Source organism: Dyella sp. AD56 (genome assembly GCF_002878475.1).
Lineage (GTDB): Bacteria > Pseudomonadota > Gammaproteobacteria > Xanthomonadales > Rhodanobacteraceae > Dyella.
The window spans coordinates 243,406-262,606 of sequence record NZ_NRDP01000007.1; the positions used below are offsets into that span (position 1 = coordinate 243,406).

Here is a 19,201-nt window from a genome sequence, read left to right on the forward strand (position 1 = left end):
TCTTTACCCGTCCTTCCGGCTCGCGCCGGAAGGACAAGCTAAGTGGTATCTGGATTGCTCTACGGTAATGCGAAGTGATGCTCGCGTTGCAGCCACACCTCGGCCATCTTGGGCGTGGCGAACAGGAAGCCCTGGCCGTAGCGGCAGCCAATGCGCAGCAGTGCTTCGCGCTGGTGTTCGTCCTCGATACCTTCGGCGATCACCTGCATCTGTAGCGAATTGGCGAGTGCCTGGATGGCGCGCACAACCGCAGCGCCATGGCCGCCTTCACGCGGCAGTTCCACGATGAACGAGCGATCGATCTTCAGCGTCTCGATCGGGTACTGATGCAGGTAGCTCAGGGACGAATAGCCCGTGCCGAAGTCATCGAGCGCGATGCTCACGCCGCGGCTGCGCAAGTTGTCGAGCATGCGCTTCACCTGGATGGCGTTTTCGAGCAGCGCGCGTTCGGTCACTTCGATGCGTAGGCAACGCGGCGGCAAGTGGTGCGACTCGATGAGGTCGAGCAGGCGCTTGTCCAGGTCCAGCGAACGGAAATGCCTGCCCGATACATTGATGCTGACGAAGCCGTCGCTGCCGGCCAGCGCTTCCGCCTGGGCGCAGACCTGGTCGAAGATTTGCCAGTCGATGCTTTCCGAGCATCCGCTTTCCTCGGCCACGGCGAGGAAGTCGCCCGGCGTCAACAGTCCACGGTCTGGGTGGCGCCAGCGCAACAGCGCTTCATAGCCCACGGTGCGGCCGGTCTGCAGCGCCACAATCGGCTGGTAGAACGGCACAAACTCGTTGCGGCTCAGTGCGCGGCGGAGATCGCCCTCCATCTCCAGCAGCGACAGCGCTTCGCGACGCAGGCGATCATCGAACACGGCTGCCCGGTGACGGCCCTCGTCCTTGGCCCGGTACATCGCTGCGTCAGCGTCCCGGAGCAGTTCTTCCGGGCGCTGGTAATGCGGGCTGGGCAGGGCGATGCCGATCGAAGCCGACGTGAAGATCTCCTTGGCGCCGAGCCGGAAAGGCGTCTGCAGCTCGTCAATGATGCGTTCGGCGATAAGCATCGCCATCTTCGGATCGGTGATGCCCTCGGCCAGCACGGCGAATTCGTCGCCGCCCAAGCGCGCCACCACATCACGGGTTTTGAGGCAGGCACGAATGCGGCCGCCTACCTGGAAGAGCAGGTCATCGCCGACCAGATGGCCGACGGAATCATTGATAACCTTGAACCGGTCCAGGTCGATGAACAGCACCGCGAACAGCTCCTGCGCGTCACTGTGATAGCGCTGCAACGCCTGCTCCAAGCGCTGCAGCAGCAGCGTGCGGTTGGGCAGGCCAGTTAGCGAGTCGTGCAGCGTTTCGTATTTCAGGCGACGTTCGACGCGTTCGCGCTCGGCGATCTGTTCGCGCAAGTCGCGGTTGGCCAGCGCCAGCGCGCGCGTACGTTCGGTGACGCGGCGCTCCAGGCTGGCATAGGCCTGCTTCAGCGATTCGGTGGTGTGCTTGCGCTGCAGAGCGTTGGCGACGTGATAGCCCACGAAGGTCAACAGCTCCTGGTCACGCACGTCGTAGGTGTGTTCAGGCGAATAGCTCTGCACCGCCAGCACGCCCATGGCGCGGTCGCCCCAGATCAGCGGTACGCCCAGCCAGCACAGCGAGCGGGAACCGCGATGGGTGATCTCGCTCATCTGCTCCAGCCGATCAAATTCCGTCGGATCGGCCAGCAAGGGCTTGGCGTGGCGCAGCACATACTCCGTGACACCGCGGCCGTGTGCGCGTGGCAGGCGGACGGTGTCGAACTCGTCAACGGAGTAGGGGAAGCTCAGGGTCTTCTGCTCATCGTCCAGCAGCGCAATGTAGAAGTTGCGCGCATAGAGCAGGCCGCCGATGACACGGTGCACGGCGGCATAGAAGTTGTCGATGCTTTCTGAGGCGTTCGCCAGCTCGGCGATGCGGAACAATGCGGCTTGCAGGCGTTCGCCGCGCTGGCGTTGCAGTACCTGCTGGCGCAGGACGCGGTTGGCCTCGCGCAGGGCCGCCGTGCGGCTGGATACGCGGCGCTCGAGTTCTTCGTGCGCTTCGCGACGCTCCAGCGCCGTTTGTACGTGCTTGGCGACATAGCTGAGCAATTCGCGATCGTGCTCGCTGTAGTGCGTGTCCTCGCGATAGCTCTGCATCACGATACCGCCCACTACGCGGCCATCACGCAGCAGGGGCACGCCTAGCCAGTGCTCGCAGACGGGGCCCATCAGCACGAAGCGCCCCTTGAACTGCTCCGTCAGCTCGGTCACCGAGCCCATGATCGCCTGGCCCGTCTGCAGCAGATTCCAGGTAAGGCTGTAACGCATTTCCTGCAGCGGCACCGCTTCGTCGGGCGAGGGCGGTTCTTTGTCCATCGTGTCGACGTAGTAGGGAAACCGCACCGTGTCGGTGGCTGCGTCGTACAACGCGATGTAGAAGTTCTCCGCGTACATCAGGCTGCCGAGAATGGCATGCAGCGAGTGCATCATCTCGGTCATGTTGTGCTCTGCGCTGGCCTGATCAGCGATGGCGTAGAGCGCACGCTGCAGCCGTTCGGCCAGGGCAAGGCGGGAAATGGCCTCGTAAAGGCGCGACGTCTCGGCGAGTTGCCGCAGACGGCAGGCAACCAGCCGGCCGACCCACGAGAGATCCTCTCTCATGGGGTCCGAGATCGTTCCGGTCGGCAAGGCCAAGACGAGCGAACGCAGCCCTTGCGGATCTTCCGCCAAGTCGAGCTGGGTGAATTCCTCGTTGGGTGCTTCCGTATCTCCCAGAAGACGCCAATGCAGGCGGCCCTCGACACCTAAGTCGCGCAGCATGGCCTCACAGATTTCCGCCACGCTGGCCGCATCGGCCGCGCGGAAAAGGCGCTCCACTGCCGCATGAAGGGCAGCGACAGCGCTGTCCGCCGAAGGGGCGGGCATGTGGCTTGAAAGAACCGAGGTCATCAGTCGCAGGACGAATCCGTACGTTGTCGACAGGAGAGGACTATATATCGCCTCTGTTCAGCTTTGTCGCTGGCCGGATGAACAGGGAACCTAACTGGCCATTGGATGTCAAAAAAATGTGATGGGGGCCCTGTTAGAACTGGCTCACAAAGCCGGAATCTTGGTGTTAGTAAAAAGTAAAATGTGGTATCGTTAGCCCTAACTCGTCTCTGGGAGGGGGCGAACTCTTTACCCGTCCAAAAGTATCGCGGGGGTTTTCGCGTAGATGCGTCGTTTGTTCCTGTCATTGCCACTGTTGCTCATGCCGTTTGTCGCGGCAGGGCAGACTGCGGCCAATGATTCGTACAGCGCCGCAGGACGTCTGCTCTCCCAGACCGCGCCGGACCAGGCCTTGCAGGCTGCCGCCAGCAATGGCGTGCCGCTCTGGCTTGGTGCCGATGGTCGCTGGCTGGCGCTGCAGGCCAACAGCGGCACACTGACATCCGCGCAGCGTGCCGACGCCCCGTTGCAGTTCAGGGCTGTCGATTCGGCCACGGTGCAGTCCACCGATATCAAGTACGGCATTGCTCCCAATGTGCAGGCGCACGTAGGCGTGAGCGAGCACAACTGGGCGAACAACCAGGCGCCGCGCATCATCGGCAGCGAAGTGGGTGCGACGTACAACGACGGTCGTTACTCGCTGGGCTTGAGCGTGGGTACGGACAATGTCCAAGGCGCCGTCACACTGCCGCGCCTGTTGCCGGGTGCCCTGCCGGGCGTCAACGGCCTTTCCGGTTTTGACAGCAGCACGCAGATCAATGCACGCGGTCGCTTGGCGCTGGATGGCAAGAGCGGCATCGATCTGGGCGCCAGCGTCGGTCGTGTACGTCTGCTTCCGGGCAACCTGCTGGGCGTCAACACGCTCGATCAGAAGGCAGTGAGCTTCGGTGTCGATAGCGGTCCGCTGAGCGGCAGTATCGTGGGACGAAGCATGGCGCCGGAAGCCGGCAACCCGGGCGCGGCCTACAACCCGGATCGTCGTTGGAACAGCATCGACCTCGGCGTGACGTGGCGTTTGCCGTGGCAGGGCTCGCTGAGCATTGGTGCGCAGAACCTGTGGTCGTCGGGTAGCGGCGGTGTGAATACGCCAACGGGTCCGGAGCCGGATCAGTCGCGCACGCCTTACGTGCAGTATCACCAGGATCTCTGATCTCTCCGCCGATCACCGGATGGAGATGACAAGAAAAACGCCGGGCATTGCCCGGCGTTTTCGTTTGCTGCTTAGGGGGAGCATCAATCCTGGCGACGGATGCGCAGGTCGCCACTGAAGGTTTCGATGTTCATCTTTGCGCCGCCGGCGCCCACGGTCGCCTGCAGCTCACTACCGGGGCCGTGCTCGGGCTTCTTCACATCACCGAAATCGCTGCGCAGATCGCCGCTGAACGTCGAAGCCTTGATGATGGCAGACAGGTTGGACGGCACCTGCACCTGCACGTCACCGCTCATGCTGTCGACGTCGAAGGCGCCGTTCGGTGCCAGTCCACCGGACAGCTGGACATCACCGGAGACCGTGCTGAGATTGAGCTTGCGCCATGGGCCGCCACTGACGCGGATGCGCCCGGATACGGTCTGCAGTTCTGCTTCGGTGCCGACGTTGGGTGCAAGGATGTCGCCGCTTACCGTCTGCAGATTCACCTTGTCCGCATTGCCGGCAAGCTCGATGCTGCCACTGACGGCATCGGCGTCGACGCTGGGTGAGCGGGCGTTGATGCGTGCCTTGCCGCTTACCGTGTTGACCTTGATGGCGCCGCCGTCGATACCGTCGATGTTCATCGACGCACTGACCACGTCCACGTCGAGCGAGGCGCCCCTGGGCACACGTACGTCCAGTGTGGTGGCGCCCATCGAGGTATCGCTGCCGAAGTTGAGCCAGCCAGACTTGCCCGCCGACTCGACTTTGATAGTCATGTTGCTGTTGCTGCCATCAATGGTGAGCGGCTTGGCGCCATCGCCGAGGCGGCCGGTGACCTGCACCTGATTGCGGTCCCAGGCGCTTACCGTCACCTCACCTTTGACGTTGCTGATGCTTACGCGTGCGTTGGGCGCGGCGTCGTGATTGAGGTTGATGGGCGTATCGGCCAGGGCTTGGCCAATCGACAGGCTGAGCAGGAGTGGGATCAAGCATGCGGTTTTCATAATGAAGGCTCCATTGGACTCAACCAGCCTGGTGTTCCATCTGTCGCAGCTGCGACTGTTGTTTCTGTGTTCGGTATAGCAAGCGTTGGAGTGCCGGTGAATGGGGCGCTTGCTCCATGGCCTGGCGAAGCTCCATGTTGGCGGCGTCGAGCTCTACCGCCGCGCCAGCCAGGCGCGGATCATTCGGGCGCCAGCGCCCGGCATCCGGTGTGGCTGCCGCGGTGGCGTTGGCGAGCGTGCGGTCGCGCAGGTGCACGGCGAGGCTGCTGGCAAACAGAGACAGCCCGACGAAGCTCGCCGCGATCAGCCAGTTTTGCGGCCGGCGGTAGGCACGTGCTGGCGCAGGCATGGCGGCCGTCGCATCGGCGGCTTCCAGTGCGGCATCAATGCCCGCCCACAAGTCGCGGCGTGGCGTTACCGGTTCGCGCAGAGCGCGTGTCTGGCGGAGCCATTCGAATTCGTTCATGAGCGTTCTCCTAATACTTTCCGCAGCAGGCCGCGTGCGCGATGCAATTGCGCTTTGGACGAACCTACTGCCATGCCGAGCTCGGCACCGATTTCCTCGTGTCGCCATCCTTCCACGTCATGCAGCACCAGCACGGCGCGCGCACGCGGAGGCAGGTTACCGATCGCACGTTCCAGTTCTTCGCGTTCGGCGGCACAGAATGGTGTGTCGCCGCGATCGGGTATGTAGTCCTCGTCCATCATGGTGACGGGGTCGGAGCCGCGCGATCGGATATCCATCAAGGCGACGTTGACCGCCAGCCGGTACAGCCATGTACCAAACGCGCTATCACCGCGAAAACCCGACAGCTTCTGCCAGGCGCGTACGAAGGCTTCCTGCGTCAGGTCCTCCGCGCGGGCGTGGTCGTAACCGGCGAGGCGATACACGGCGCCATATATGCGATCCACATGGGCCCGGTACAGGCGATGAAATGCCTGGCGATCGCCAGCGGCGGCTGCCCGAACGTCGTCCATGTCATGGGAATCCGCGGCGGGCGCTGGCGGCGGCATCGTGGTTCCGGTGGCGGGGCAGGTTGCGATCATCTTGCCAGCTTGGATGCGCCGACGCGCGGCATGGTTTAGATGCAATCGCGGGAAAAGCTCAGATCGTGAACATGCTCTTAGAACCCCGCCGGCGTTGCGCCGGCGGGGCAGGGCGAACGTCAGGAGGCGACGGCCGCGCGCGGCGTCACTGCCGCGTCGTTGAGTGCATTGGCAACGCGCTGCTGCTCAGCGTGCAGCTCGTTGGGCATACGCTGGCCGAAGCTGCTGAGGTACTCGCCGATGGCCGCCAACTCGGCGGTCCAGCCGGCCTGGTCGACGTGCAGCAGGGTATCGACGGTGGCGCTGTCGAGGCCGAGGTCGTCGAGCTTGAGCTCATCGGTCTTGGGCAGCGTGCCGATCGGCGTGTGATTGCCTTCGACACGACCTTCCACGCGGTCGATCATCCACTGCAGCACGCGCAGGTTGTCGCCGAATCCCGGCCACAGGAAGCGGCCGTCGTCACCCTTGCGGAACCAATTGACGTGGAAAATTTTCGGCAGATTCGCGCCGGGCTTGTCGAACGACAGCCAGTGACGGAAGTAGTCGCCGTAGTGGTAACCGGCGAACGGCTTCATGGCCATGGAGTCGCGACGCAGCACACCCACGGCGCCGGTAGCGGCGGCAGTGGTTTCCGAACCCATCGCTGCGCCGACGAGTACGCCGTGCTTCCAGTCCTTTGCTTCGAACACCAGCGGGATCAGCGACGGACGACGACCACCGAACACGATGGCGCTGACCGGCACGCCTTGCGCATCTTCCGCACGCGGCGACCAGGTCGGGCACTGCTTCGCGCTTACGGTGAAGCGTGAATTGGGGTGGGCGGCTGGGCCGTTCGCAGGGTCGTACGGACGACCCTGCCAATCGGTGACCGGCGTGCCAGGCAGACCTTCCCACCACGGCTGGTTGTCGGCAGTGACCGCAACGTTGGTGAAGATGGTGTCGCGCGCGATGGTGGAGAGCGCGTTCGGATTGGTGGCGTCACTGGTGCCCGGCGCCACGCCGAAATAGCCGGCTTCCGGGTTGATCGCGTACAGGCGCCCGTCTGCACCTGGGCGCATCCAACAGATGTCGTCGCCCACGGTCCACACCTTCCAACCGTCCTGGCGATAGCCTTCCGGCGGGATGAGCATGGCGAGGTTGGTCTTGCCACAGGCCGAGGGGAACGCGGCGGCGATGTAGTGGGTTTCGCCCTGCGGGTTTTCGATGCCGACGATCAGCATGTGCTCGGCCAGCCAGCCTTCCGACTTCGCCTGGTAGCTGGCAATGCGCAGCGCATGGCACTTCTTGCCGAGCAGCGCGTTACCGCCGTAGCCCGAGCCGTACGACTTGATGGTCAGCTCTTCGGGGAAATGCATGATGAAGCGACGCTCGGGGTCGAGCTCGCCAGTAGAGTGCAGCCCCTTCACGAAGGTGCCTTCGCGCTCGATGCGCGCCTGCGCGGCAGCACCCATGCGCGTCATGGTGCGCATGTTCGCCACTACGTACGGGCTGTCGGTGATTTCCACGCCACAGCGGGCAAGCGGGGAATCGATCGGGCCCATGCAGTACGGAATGACGTACATGGTGCGACCTTCCATGCAGCCATCGAACAGCGCGTCCATCTTGGTGTGCGCTTCGGCTGGAGCCATCCAGTGATTGTTCGGGCCGGCGTCTTCCTGTTCGTTCGTGCAGACGAAGGTGAGGTGCTCGACGCGGGCGACGTCCGAGGGGCTGGACCGGTGCAGATAGCAGCCAGGATGGGTCTGCTGGTTCAGCTCGATCAGGTCGCCGGTCTGCAGCATCTGCTGCACCAGCTGCTGGTACTCGGCGTCGGAACCGTCGCACCAATGGATATGGGCAGGGCGGGTCAGTGCCGCGACCTCATCCACCCAGCGCTGCAGCGCTGCCAACTTGCTCGACATCGTTTCCTCACTCTGGTCTTAAGCTAAAAAAGAAGAGAAACGCTAACTTACGTCTACTGGCATGGCAAGTACTGGCGCAGCAAAAAGGCAACTGGGCGCACCCAAATTTGCCACTGCCACCGGTGGTTACAGATGTAACTGCAGACCACTTTGGCAGGTGGACTGTCATTGGCCTGCGAAGAAAAAAAACGCCGCCCGAAGGCGGCGTTCCCCTGGACTTCCCCGTGACGGCGGCTCAGGACGGCGTGAGCGTACGGATCATGTGTTCCACGTAAGCGTCGAACTCATCGTGGCTGATGCGCGGCAGGCCGAGTGTGAAATTAAGTTGCAGGAAACCCACGTAGGCGGCGTAGGTCAGGCGGGCGCGATTGAGCGCCTCGTCCGGCACCAAGCCGGCCTCGCGGTAGATATTGGTGAGAAATTCCATGCGCCGCTGCGACACGCGGGCCATCACCGGCACGACCTGCGGGTGGTCCAGTGCCTTCAGCAGCGCGGCGTAGACACGATGCGGCGCCAGCTCATGCGCCACGCGACGGAACAGCTCCGGCAGGCGCGCACGCGGATCGGGGATGGCCTCGATCTGGCTGATCACCTCTTTTTCGCCGTACTGCTCCCAGCGTTCCAGCGCGGCCTGTAGCAAGGCTTCGCGCGTGCGGAAATGCCAGTAGAAACTACCCTTGGTCACCCCGAGCTGGCGGGCCAGCGCCTCGACGGCTAGCGCGCCGACGCCCTGGTCGGCAATCAGCCTGAGAGCGGCGTCTTCCCAGTCCTCGGCGGATAGGCGGGTGCGTTCGGGTTTGGCGCTTGCATTCATGTGAGTATGGTAGCCCCTGCTAGCGGCTTTGCAATTGGCTCGGTGGCAAGTCGTTGAATCGGCGGAAACTCCCCTTGTCGCAGCGCGTATTGACGCAGCGCTTTGAGGCGATCCATACTCGACCGTATGGTATCCATGCCCATTACCGAGAACTCCGTCGCCCAGGTCAGCGCCGTCGATGGCCTGACGTTGGCCGTCGAAACCCGCCAGCCCTCGGGTCATCCTACGCTGCTGTTTGCCCATGGTTTCGGGCAGACGCGTGGTGCGTGGCGCGGCACCGCAGAGGCGTTGGCGGCTGAAGGCTTCCGTTGCGTCACCTTCGATGCACGCGGCCATGGCGAGAGCGGCCACGTCGCCGGTGGCGATTACCACATGGAACAGTTCATCGGCGATCTGCGCCTGCTGGCTCACGCTGAGCTGTGCAAGCCGATCCTGGTGGGTGCCTCGATGGGGGGCTTGCTGGGCTTGGTCATTGCCGGCGAGATCGATCCGAGCGCCTTCCGCGCGCTGGTGCTGGTGGATATCACGCCTCGCTGGGAAACCAAGGGCGTGGAACGCATCCTGGCCTTCATGCAGGCCCATCCGGATGGCTTTGCCAGCTACGCGCAGGCTGGCGAGGAAATTGCGAAATACCTGCCCCATCGCGCCGAGCGCAAGACAGAAGACCAATTGCGACCACTGCTGCGCGAGGGAGCCGACGGCCGCCTGCGCTGGCACTGGGATCCGGCCCTGCTCAACGGCTTGGTGCGCGAGAGCGAGCGCTACCAGCCGCGCCTGATGGCCGCCGCGTCGAAAGTGCGTGTGCCGGTGCTGTTGCTCTCAGGCGGACGCAGCGATGTGGTGTCGCGCGAGACGGTCGACGAATTCCTGCAACTGGTGCCGCATGCCGAGCACGTGGAGCTTCCGCGCGCCACGCACATGGTGGCCGGCGATGCCAACGACGTATTCACCCGCGAGATTGCACGCTTCGTGGGCAAGCTTTCATCAACGGATCGCAGCGATGCGGTCACTGCGTGAACCCGTGAAATCCATGTTCGACCAAGACGTCATTCGTAACGAGGTGTTGTGATGTCCGTGATACTGACTCTGCTGGCGGCCATCATCGCCACCGGCGCCTGTGCCTACCACCGCACCAACCTGCGGACTTGGGCGATTGCCACGGTGATTACCACCGTCGTGGTCGGCCTGATCGCCGGTGCGCCGTGGACCATGTTCATTCTGCTGGTGATTGAACTGGCTATCGCCGTACCGCTGCTGATGGACGGTTTTCGCCGCAAGAAGATCAGCGCTCCGCTGCTGAAGATGTTCGCCAAAGTGACGCCGAAGCTATCCGAGACCGAGCAGACCGCACTGGAAGCAGGCACGGTGGGTTTCGAGGGCGAACTGTTCTCCGGCAAGCCGGACTGGCACGAACTGCTGAAGCAACCCAAGCCGGAACTGAGCGTCGAAGAGCAGGCGTTCCTCGATGGCCCCGTGGAAGAGTTGTGCGGCATGATCGACGACTGGCAGATCACGCACGAACTGGCTGACCTGCCGCCGGACGTCTGGGCCTTCATCAAGAAGCACAAGTTCTTCGGCATGATCATCCCGAAGCAGTACGGTGGCCTCGGCTTCTCCGCACTGGCGCATTCGGCCGTGCTGCAGAAGCTGGCGACCATGTCGGCGACGGTGGCTTCGACGGTGGCCGTGCCGAACTCGCTGGGCCCGGCGGAACTGCTGCTGCATTACGGCAGTGACGAGCAGAAGAACCACTACCTGCCGCGTCTTGCCGTGGGCGAAGAGATTCCGTGTTTCGCGCTTACCGGCCCGTATGCGGGTTCGGACGCCACGTCCATCACCGACTACGGTGTGGTGTGCAAGCAAGTGGTCGACGGCGTGGAAACGCTGGGCATGAAGCTCACCTTCGACAAGCGCTATATCACGCTGGCGCCGATCGCGACTGTGGTGGGTCTGGCCTTCCGTTTGTACGATCCGGAGAAGCTGCTAGGTGACAAGGAAGACCTAGGCATCACGCTGGCACTGTTGCCGCGTTCGACGCAGGGTCTCGAGATCGGCCGCCGTCACTTCCCGTTGAACATCCCGTTCCAGAACGGTCCGCTGCACGGCAAGGACGTATTCGTGCCGCTGTCGGTGCTGATCGGTGGCCCGCACATGGCCGGCCATGGCTGGCGCATGCTGGTGGAATGCCTTTCCGTCGGCCGAGCGATTTCGTTGCCCTCGAATGCGACCGGTGGCGTGCGTGCTGCCGTGGCGGCCACGGGCGCCTACGCTCGCATGCGCAAGCAGTTCGGTCTTTCCATTGCTCGCTTCGAGGGCGTGGAAGAAGCGCTGGCGCGCATCGGCGGCCTGACCTACGCGACTGCGGCGCTGTCACGCGCTACGGCCGCGGCGGTGGACCGTGGCGAGAAGCCGGCAGTGCCGTCGGCTATCGCGAAGTACCACGCCACCGAATGGGGTCGCACCATTGCTGGTGACGCGTTGGACGTGCACGGTGGCAAGGGCGTGCAGTTGGGTCCGAAGAACTACGCGGGTCGCGCATGGCAGGGTGTGCCCATCGCTATCACGGTGGAAGGCGCCAACATCATGACGCGTAGCCTGATGATCTTTGGTCAGGGCGCCATCCGCTGCCATCCTTACGTGCTGAAGGAAATGCAGGCGCTGTCGATCCCCGATTACGGCGATCGCCTGAAGACCTTCGACCGCGCGCTGTTCGGCCACATTGGCTTCGGCATCTCCAACGCGGTGCGCTCGTTCACGCTGGGCGTGACGGGTTCGCGCATCGGCGACACCGCCGGTGATGCGTATGTGCGCCGCTACTACCGCAAGCTCAACCGTTACTCCGCCGCGCTCGCGCTCTGCGCCGATACCTTTATGGGCGTGCTGGGCGGCAAGCTGAAGTTCAAGGAAAAGCTGTCGGCGCGTCTGGGCGACGTGTTGAGTTATCTGTACATCGCCAGCGCGATGCTCAAGCGCTACGAGGACACCGGTCGTCCGGAAGCGGATCGTCCGCTGCTGGCCTGGGCGTTCCACGAGTGCATGTGGCGCATTCAGACCTCGCTTGATGGTGCCATCCGCAACTTCCCGGTGAAGCCAGTGTCTTGGCTGCTGCGCGCCTTGGTGTTCCCGTTCGGTCGTCGCGAAGTGCCGCCGTCGGATCGTCTGGGTCGCCGCGTTGCCGCCATCATTACGGCGCCGGGCGAAGCGCGTGATCGCCTCACCGAGTGGGTCTACCTCACGCCGACGGCGAACAACACCATCGGTCGCATGAACGCGCTACTGCCGGACGTGATCGCGGCCGAGCCGGTGGAGCGGAAGTTCGGTAAGGCGCAGAAGGCCGGCCAGTTCAAGTCGCATGACTACGTGGGTCAGCTGACGGAAGCCGTGCAGGCCGGCGTGATCAACGCGGCCGAGTTCGAATTGCTCAAGCGCGTGCGCGAAGGCGTGTTCGAGTTCATCTCGGTGGATGATTTCGATCCGTCGGAACTGCGTGCCGCCGTTACCCGCGCGGATCACAAGAAGAAGCTGGCCGACGCGGCCTGATGTGCTTCGCCACCATGCCGGCCACGGCCGGCATGGTGGCTCCCTATCGACGTACGAAAGGGTGGTGCCCAGGCGCTGCCCCAGCGGGAGATTCGCCATGAGCCAGGCCTTGTCGCTGTATCGTCGACTGGTTTCCCTGCCCGGCGGCCGCTGGCTGTACGGACGGCTGATCTGTTTCAAAGCACCTTATTTCGCCACCATCGCCCCGCGCTTTCTCCAGCTGGAGCCAGGGCGCTGCGAAGTGGCGATCCGCGATCGGCGCCGCGTGCATAACCATATCGGTACCGTGCACGCGATTGCGCTCTGCAATGCGGCGGAACTTACCGCCGGCATGATGACCGACGTGACCATTCCGCCGGCCATGCGTTGGATACCCAAGGGCATGACGGTCGAGTACCTCGCCAAGGCCAAGGGCACGCTGGTCGCGCTGGCTACGCCGGAGCTACCCGCGGTCGAGGCGGCAAGCGGTTATGCGTGGCCCGTCACCGTGCGCGTGCGCAACCAGGCGGGTGAGGACGTGTTCCGCGCCCGTATCGACATGTGGGTATCGCCACGCAAGTGAGCCAACGGCGTCAGCTCGCCACGACGCAACGATTCTTGCCTTCACCTTTGGCGCGATAGAGCGCTCGGTCGGCGGCCTGGATCAGCGTCTCGTCGCTCTGTTCCTGCCCGCGCCATAGAGCGATACCGATGCTCGCACTGACGTTTGCCTCGAACGGCCCCTTGCTGCCGTCGAGAAGATACGGGCGGGCGATGACGGTGCACACTTCTTCGCAGCGACGCAGGAGTGAGGTGTCGTCGACGACATCCTCCAGAATCAATGCAAACTCGTCGCCGCCGAGCCGCGCCACTGTGTCATTGGCTCGTAGCCCGTCGCCGAGGCGTTCGGCAATGGCTTGCAACAGTGCATCGCCCGCGGGATGCCCATGGGTATCGTTGACGGCTTTGAAGCCGTCGATATCAAGCAGCGCGAGCGCAAAGCCGTGGCCATGGCGCGGCGCGCGTTGCATGGCCGTCAGCAGGCGGTCGTGAAACAGCACGCGATTCGGCAGGCCCGTGAGCATGTCGTGCGTTGCCTGGTAGCGGATGCGGTCCTCGATGCGCAGGCGCTCGGCCATTTCCACCTTGAGCTGCGTATTGCGCTCCTCCAGCGTGGCGAGTGCCGACTTCAGCTCGGCACGCGCCTTATACAGCTCAAGGAACACGCGAACCTTGGACTGCAGGATCATGTCGTTGATCGGCTTGGCGATGTAGTCCACTGCGCCGAAGTGATAGCCGCGAATGCGGTTGATGTCATCGGCATAGGCAGCGGTGACGAAGATGATCGGCGTTTCCTTAAGCTGTTCGGATTCACCGATCAGGAAGGCGACTTCGAAGCCATCCATCTCCGGCATGTTCACGTCCAGCAGGATCAGCGCGAAATCATGGTCAAGGCACAGGGCGAGCGCTTCGTTGCCGCTGTTCGCCTCGAAGAGTTGCGCGCCGCTGTCAGCCAGCAGGTGCCGCATGGCCACCAGGTTGGCGGGCGTGTCGTCGACGACGAGGAGTTTCGGGAGAGGGATGTTCATTGCAGGCACAGACGATTGATCAGCGGCGCGATGTCCGCCAGGGGGAGGCAATGATCGGCCCCCGCACGCTCAAGCGCAGCGGAGGGCATGGCCGGGCATTCGGCATCGGCGGGGTCTTGCACAATGGCCAATCCGCCGTGTTCGCGGACCTGCAGCAGGCCATCGGCGCCGTCGCTGTTGGCGCCGGTGAGCAACACGCCGATCAACCCGTCGCGCCAGGCTTCTGCGGCGGACTCGAACAGCACATCGATCGACGGACGCGCGAAGCTCACGCGCTGGTCCACCGACAGCGCAAAGCGACGACTGGTTTCAACTAGCAGGTGGTAGCCGCTGGGTGCCACGTAGATGACGCCACCGCGCATGGGTGTGCGCTCGCGTGCCTCTTCGACGGGCAGCGTGGCATGCCTGGCCAGCAACTCGCAGAGTAGGTCGACGGTGGAAGAGCCGGTATGGCAGCAGACGGCGATCGGTTGGCTCACGGTGGCGTCGATACCGGCAAACAACTCTTCCAATGCGGTCAATCCGCCCGCCGAGCAACCGATCACGATGGCCTGCGGCGTCGCCATGTCATTCCTTCACCGCGTTGCGCGGACCCAGCCGATAGATGCGGCGTGCGGCATCCACAGGCTTGAAGTCGCCGGCAGAGGGTGCGAAATCCAGACTTTCGCGCGTGCCAAGGCAGAGGAAGCCGCCGCGCACCAGGCTGTCGCGGAACAGCGACAGCGTACGGTCCTGCAGCGGGTCCGAGAAGTAGATGAGCACGTTTCGGCACAGCACCAGGTGCGCCTCGCAGAACACTTCGTCGGTGACCAGGTTGTGGTTGGCGAAGATCACGTTGCGACGCAGGCGTTGGTCGAGCTTGATGAGTTCATAGCGTGCGCTGTAATAGTCGGCCAGCGTATGGCTGCCGCCAGCCGCGAGGTAATTGCGCGACCACAGTTTCGCCTCGCGGGAAGGGTAGATGCCTTCCTGCGCATGGCGCAGCGCACTCTCGTTGAAGTCGGTGGCGTAGATCTGCGTGCGATCGTAGAGTCCGGCCTCTTCGAGCAGGATGGCCAGCGAATACACCTCTTGCCCGTGCGCGCAGCCGGCCTGCCAGATGTTGATCTGCGGGTAGGAAGCGAGCACAGGGAAAACCTGCTCACGCAGCGCGAGGAAAACGTCGGGGTCGCGGAACATTTCCGACACCGGTACCGACAGACCCTCCAGCACGATGGGCAGGAAATCCTGTTCGTGCAACAGGCGAGTGGTGAGGGCGCTAACGGTATCTGCTCCCTGTGCGTGCGTGAGTTGGAGCACGCGGCGCTTGAGCGAGGCAGGGGCGTACTGGGTGAAGTCATAACCGTGCCGAAGCTTCAGCGCACGCACGAACAGCTCGATCTCGATGTCCTCGAGCGAGGTGTCCTGCGCCTGCGGCTGGTCGGTCGACGTGTTCATCGGTGCAGCCACACATGCATCATCGAGGACAGCTTGTCGATGTCGATGGGCTTGGACAGATAGTCGTTTGCGCCTGCTTCCAGGCACTTCTCGCGATCGCCGCGCATGGCCTTGGCGGTCAACGCGATGATGGGCAGCTTCGCCAGTTGTGGCTGGGCGCGAATCTCGCGGATGGTGTCGTAGCCATCCATCACCGGCATCATCACGTCCATCAACACCAGTTCGACGTCGTTGTGATCGGCCAGTGCCTTGAGCGCTTTCTGGCCATCCTGCGCCATGGTCACGTGCATGCCCCAGCCACGCAGCACTTTGGACAGGGCGAACAGGTTGCGCATGTCGTCATCGACCAGCAATACCTTGCGGTCCTGCAGGGCGCTCGCATCCGGTGTGGCGAGTGTCGCAGGTGATGCCGTGGTGGCCGTGACGCCGACAGCGGCGCGCTGTGCCCGCGCGCCCTGGATGCTGTGCAGGAACAGACTCACTTCGTCGAGCAGGCGTTCCGGCGAGCGCGCACCTTTGATGACGATGCTGTCGGTGTACTGGCGCAACTTGAGGCTTTCCTCGCGGCTGAGCTCGCGGCCGGAATAGACCACTACCGGGGGGATTCTGCCGGTGGTGGAAAGCTGTTCAAGGAACTCGGTACCCGACATACCGGGCAGGCCCAGGTCGAGCACGACGCAGTCGTAGGTCGTGTCGGCCATGCGTTCCTGCGCTTCTTCGGCGCTGCCGGCCTCGTCGATGGTGACGTCGTCGTTACGCAGCAGCGTACGCATGGCGGCGCGCGAGTCGGCATCGTCATCGACGATCAGCAAATGACGCATGTGGCCTTCGGCGAAATGCAGCAGTCGCTCGAAGGCGTCACCAATGGCTTCGCGGCTGACCGGTTTGGTAAGAAAGCCCACCGCACCGAGTTCGCGACCGCGGTTGGCCTCGTCCACTGCCGAGATGAAGTGAACGGGGACGTGCCGCGTGGCGGCGTCTTCCTTCAGTCGCTCAATCACGGTCCAGCCGTCCATGCCCGGCAGCATCACGTCGAGCAGGATGCCGGTGGGGCGGTAGCGCGCCGCCAACTGCAGGCCGGATTCACCGTCCGCCGCTGCCAGCACGCGATAGCCCTTACGGCGAACCATGTCCGCGAGGATGCGCGCGAACACGGGGTCATCCTCGATGATCAGGATGATGGTATCGCTCGGGTTGATGCTGTCCCGGTCGTCTTCAATGGTTTCCGGCAGCAAGGCGGACGTGAGCGTCGGGCGCATCGGTGCGGGCGCCGGTGCGGCCACGCTGGCGGGCGTGGCGACGACTTGTCCCGACGGTCCTGCCAAGGGCAGCAGGATGGTAAAGGTGCTGCCGTGCCCTGCATCGCTGTGCAGCACGATGTCGCCGTCGAGTAGTTCTGCGATGCGCTTGGAGATCGTCAAACCCAGGCCCGTGCCGCCGTACTGACGACTGGTGCTGGCATCGACCTGTTCGAACGCCTGGAAGATCTTCTGCGCCTTCTCATGCGGGATGCCGATGCCCGTGTCGGTCACGGCGATGGCGACCACCTCTTTGCCACGCAATGACGCCGGCATCGCGATGGCGGCGGAGGGACGCTCAATGCGGACGGTGACCGAGCCGCGATGCGTGAACTTGAACGCATTGCCGACGAGGTTGTTGGCGATCTGCTCCAGCTTATTGCCATCGGTACGCAGGGTCGTGGGCAGGCTCGGGTCGATCTGCACGATGAAGCCGAGCTGCTTTTCCTGCGCGACGTGATGGAACGTGCGCATGAGCACGCGTTCGAGGTCGGCGAGCGGGAAGTCATCCAGTACCACGTCCATCTTGCCGGCCTCTACCTTGGAGAGGTCGAGGATGTCGTTGATCAGACGCAGCAGGTTGTTGCCCGAGTCGTGGATGATGCGCGCGGACTCTACCTGTTCGTCGTCGAGGTTGCCCTCGCGGTTGTCGGCCAGGCTGCGCGAGAGAATCAGCAGGCTGTTGAGTGGTGTGCGCAATTCGTGCGACATGTTGGCGAGGAATTCGGATTTGTACTGGCTGGCTCGGGCCAGTTCTTCCGCCTTTTCCTGTGTTTCGCGCTGCAGTGTTTCCAGCACGTGCTTCTGCTGGTTGAGCGTATCGGTTTTCTGGCGCAGCTCTTCGTTCGACGCCTGCAGCTCCTCGGTTTGCACGCGCAGTTCTTCTTCCGAGGCGAGCAGACGCTGCGACTGCTCCTGCAGCTCGTGGGTCTTGGCGTTGAGCTCTTCGTTGGTGGCCTGAAGATCCTGCTGCTGGCGGCGCAGGATGTCTTCGGACGCACGCAGTTCGTCAGCCTGTTCGCTGGTGCGTTGGAGCAGATCTTGCGTGCGGATGGCGCGGCCGAGGTTCTCCAGCGACAACGAAGCGATCGGCAACAATTCGTCCAGCAGACGCTGCTGCGGATCGGTGAAGTGATGGAAGCTCGCCAGTTCCAGCACGCCAAGCAGCTTGCCACGCAGAATCAACGGCATGACTGCGATGGAGCGCGGTGACGCTTCACCGGTGCCCGAGTGGATGCGCACGTAGTTGTCGGGCACGTCTTGCAGGGTGATCGGCTTTTGTTCCACGGCGCACTGACCCACGAGGCCCTCGCCCAGTGCATAGTCGGTGCTCAGGTGCTTACGTTGCTGATAGCCGTAGCTGCCCATCAACTGCAGTCGCTGGTGCTCCTCGTCGAAGCGATAGAACACGCCGACGCCGCACTCGAGCATGGGCCCCAGCGTGCCGGTGAGCTGCTCGGCAAACTCCCTTTCGGTCTCCACCTTTTGCAGGTCGCTGGCGATCTGCGATACCTGCGTCTTTACCCAGGTCTGGGCAGCGGTTTCGATCGCCATTTGCTTGAATACGTGCAGGCCGCGCGCGATCTCGCCGATCTCGTCGCGTCGCTCCAGTTGCCTGATTTCCACGGTGTGGTCGTGGTTCGCCAAGCGGGTCATCAGGTCGGTCATGCGGCGAATCGGCCGCGTGATAAGGCGGAGCGTCATGTAGACCACCGAACCGCCAAGCAGGATGGAAAGCACCAGGGTGATCCAGATGCTCGCCCGCACTTCGGTCACATCTCGATGTTGCGTCTGCTCCCTCTGGTCCAGCAGGGTGCGCTCCATGTCGTCCATGGTATTGAGCACCGCGAGTATGTCTTCGACGGAGACGGTGCGTCGGCTTAGATATTGGTTCTGGACGCGAGTGCGTTCGAGGGCGGCGTCGGCGGTGTCGGCGGCGTGGATTGCCTGGATCGGCTCGATGCCGTTGTGCAGCGCTTCCTTCTGCCACTGGTCCGCCATGGACTCCAGGTGATCGATGCGCGTCTGTTGTACCGGGTTGTCGCTGGTAAGGCTGCGCAGGTCAGCGATGTCCTTGGCCAGGCCGGTGTTTGCCTTTTGGTAGTCGGCAAGCTCGCCTCCCGCCGGGTTCAGCAGGTAGCCGCGCACAGCGACCTGGCTGGCTTGCAGGTGTTCGACCACGTCGTCGATCTTGGCGCGCACGTCGTAGGTGTGCCTAGCCCAGTGCGCGCTAACGTCCTGCCGGCCTAGCGACTGCAGTGTGAAGGTGCCGCAGACCACGAACAGCAGCACCAGCGTGCCGATCGCGATGAGGATCTTCCATTGCATCGGCTGGTGGGCCAGCCAGGAATAACGGGTTTTCGGGGCGGCCATACGTCTTCACAGGTGTCAGGGCCGGGCAGTGCTGCCCGGCCGGGGCGGATAGCCTTCAGGGTATCCGCAGTTTTGTGAAGGCGATAGCTGA

General features: G+C 63.5%; 14 protein-coding genes. 4 read left to right on the plus strand and 10 right to left on the minus strand.

Features of this window, described 5'->3' with window-relative positions; translation table 11 throughout:
* Positions 1–59: 59 nt before the first annotated feature.
* Positions 60–2,957: an EAL domain-containing protein gene (locus tag DyAD56_RS07200; protein ID WP_102302062.1), complete on the minus strand. Its 2,898-nt coding sequence runs from the start codon at positions 2,955–2,957 to the stop codon at positions 60–62.
* A gap of 265 nt (positions 2,958–3,222) precedes the next feature.
* Here DyAD56_RS07200 and DyAD56_RS07205 point away from each other — a divergent pair, with 265 nt between their 5' ends.
* The gene (locus DyAD56_RS07205) at positions 3,223–4,146 is read left to right on the plus strand and encodes a hypothetical protein (RefSeq protein WP_102302063.1); all 924 of its coding nucleotides are present in this window, start codon (positions 3,223–3,225) and stop codon (positions 4,144–4,146) included.
* An 83-nt stretch (positions 4,147–4,229) separates the two neighbouring features.
* Here the strand turns inward: DyAD56_RS07205 and DyAD56_RS07210 are convergent, their stop codons facing one another.
* The 5 genes from DyAD56_RS07210 to DyAD56_RS07230 all read right to left on the minus strand — a co-directional run bounded on the left by DyAD56_RS07210 (position 4,230) and on the right by DyAD56_RS07230 (position 8,894).
* Positions 4,230–5,132 carry a DUF4097 family beta strand repeat-containing protein gene (locus DyAD56_RS07210; protein ID WP_102302064.1) on the minus strand — a complete coding sequence of 301 codons (903 nt, stop codon included), beginning with the start codon at positions 5,130–5,132 and terminating at the stop codon, positions 4,230–4,232.
* A 19-nt stretch (positions 5,133–5,151) separates the two neighbouring features.
* A complete protein-coding gene (locus tag DyAD56_RS07215; protein ID WP_102302065.1) occupies positions 5,152–5,598 on the minus strand; it encodes a hypothetical protein in 447 nt (148 codons plus the stop codon).
* Entirely contained in the window at positions 5,595–6,146 is a 552-nt protein-coding gene (locus DyAD56_RS07220) for a sigma-70 family RNA polymerase sigma factor (protein WP_102302066.1), read from the minus strand. The genes DyAD56_RS07215 and DyAD56_RS07220 overlap by 4 nt, the downstream gene beginning before the upstream one ends.
* Positions 6,147–6,298: 152 nt before the next feature.
* Complete coding sequence (locus tag DyAD56_RS07225; protein ID WP_102302067.1) at positions 6,299–8,080, minus strand: phosphoenolpyruvate carboxykinase (GTP); 1,782 nt, start codon at positions 8,078–8,080, stop codon at positions 6,299–6,301.
* Between the two features lie 235 nt (positions 8,081–8,315).
* Positions 8,316–8,894: a TetR/AcrR family transcriptional regulator gene (locus DyAD56_RS07230; protein ID WP_102302068.1), complete on the minus strand. Its 579-nt coding sequence runs from the start codon at positions 8,892–8,894 to the stop codon at positions 8,316–8,318.
* Between the two features lie 126 nt (positions 8,895–9,020).
* On the opposite strand from DyAD56_RS07230, the gene DyAD56_RS07235 reads away from it, so the two are divergent.
* The 3 genes from DyAD56_RS07235 (at position 9,021) to DyAD56_RS07245 (ending at position 12,996) form a co-directional block, all read left to right on the plus strand.
* Positions 9,021–9,911: an alpha/beta hydrolase gene (locus DyAD56_RS07235; RefSeq protein ID WP_102302069.1), complete on the plus strand. Its 891-nt coding sequence runs from the start codon at positions 9,021–9,023 to the stop codon at positions 9,909–9,911.
* A gap of 51 nt (positions 9,912–9,962) precedes the next feature.
* Positions 9,963–12,434 (plus strand): acyl-CoA dehydrogenase, encoded by a 2,472-nt coding sequence (locus DyAD56_RS07240; RefSeq protein ID WP_102302070.1) that lies wholly within the window; start codon positions 9,963–9,965, stop codon positions 12,432–12,434.
* Between the two features lie 97 nt (positions 12,435–12,531).
* Positions 12,532–12,996 (plus strand): hotdog fold domain-containing protein, encoded by a 465-nt coding sequence (locus DyAD56_RS07245; RefSeq protein ID WP_102302071.1) that lies wholly within the window; start codon positions 12,532–12,534, stop codon positions 12,994–12,996.
* Between the two features lie 10 nt (positions 12,997–13,006).
* On the opposite strand, the gene DyAD56_RS07250 is transcribed toward DyAD56_RS07245, so the two are convergent.
* The 4 genes from DyAD56_RS07250 to DyAD56_RS07265 are packed head-to-tail and all read right to left on the minus strand — an operon-like array spanning position 13,007 to position 19,110.
* The gene (locus tag DyAD56_RS07250; protein WP_102302072.1) at positions 13,007–14,002 is read right to left on the minus strand and encodes a diguanylate cyclase; all 996 of its coding nucleotides are present in this window, start codon (positions 14,000–14,002) and stop codon (positions 13,007–13,009) included.
* Positions 13,999–14,568 carry a chemotaxis protein CheB gene (locus DyAD56_RS07255; RefSeq protein WP_102302073.1) on the minus strand — a complete coding sequence of 190 codons (570 nt, stop codon included), beginning with the start codon at positions 14,566–14,568 and terminating at the stop codon, positions 13,999–14,001. The genes DyAD56_RS07250 and DyAD56_RS07255 overlap by 4 nt, the downstream gene beginning before the upstream one ends.
* 1 nt (position 14,569) lies before the next feature.
* Complete coding sequence (locus DyAD56_RS07260; RefSeq protein WP_102302074.1) at positions 14,570–15,439, minus strand: protein-glutamate O-methyltransferase CheR; 870 nt, start codon at positions 15,437–15,439, stop codon at positions 14,570–14,572.
* Entirely contained in the window at positions 15,436–19,110 is a 3,675-nt protein-coding gene (locus DyAD56_RS07265; protein WP_102302075.1) for a response regulator, read from the minus strand. The genes DyAD56_RS07260 and DyAD56_RS07265 overlap by 4 nt, the downstream gene beginning before the upstream one ends.
* Positions 19,111–19,201: the final 91 nt, after the last annotated feature.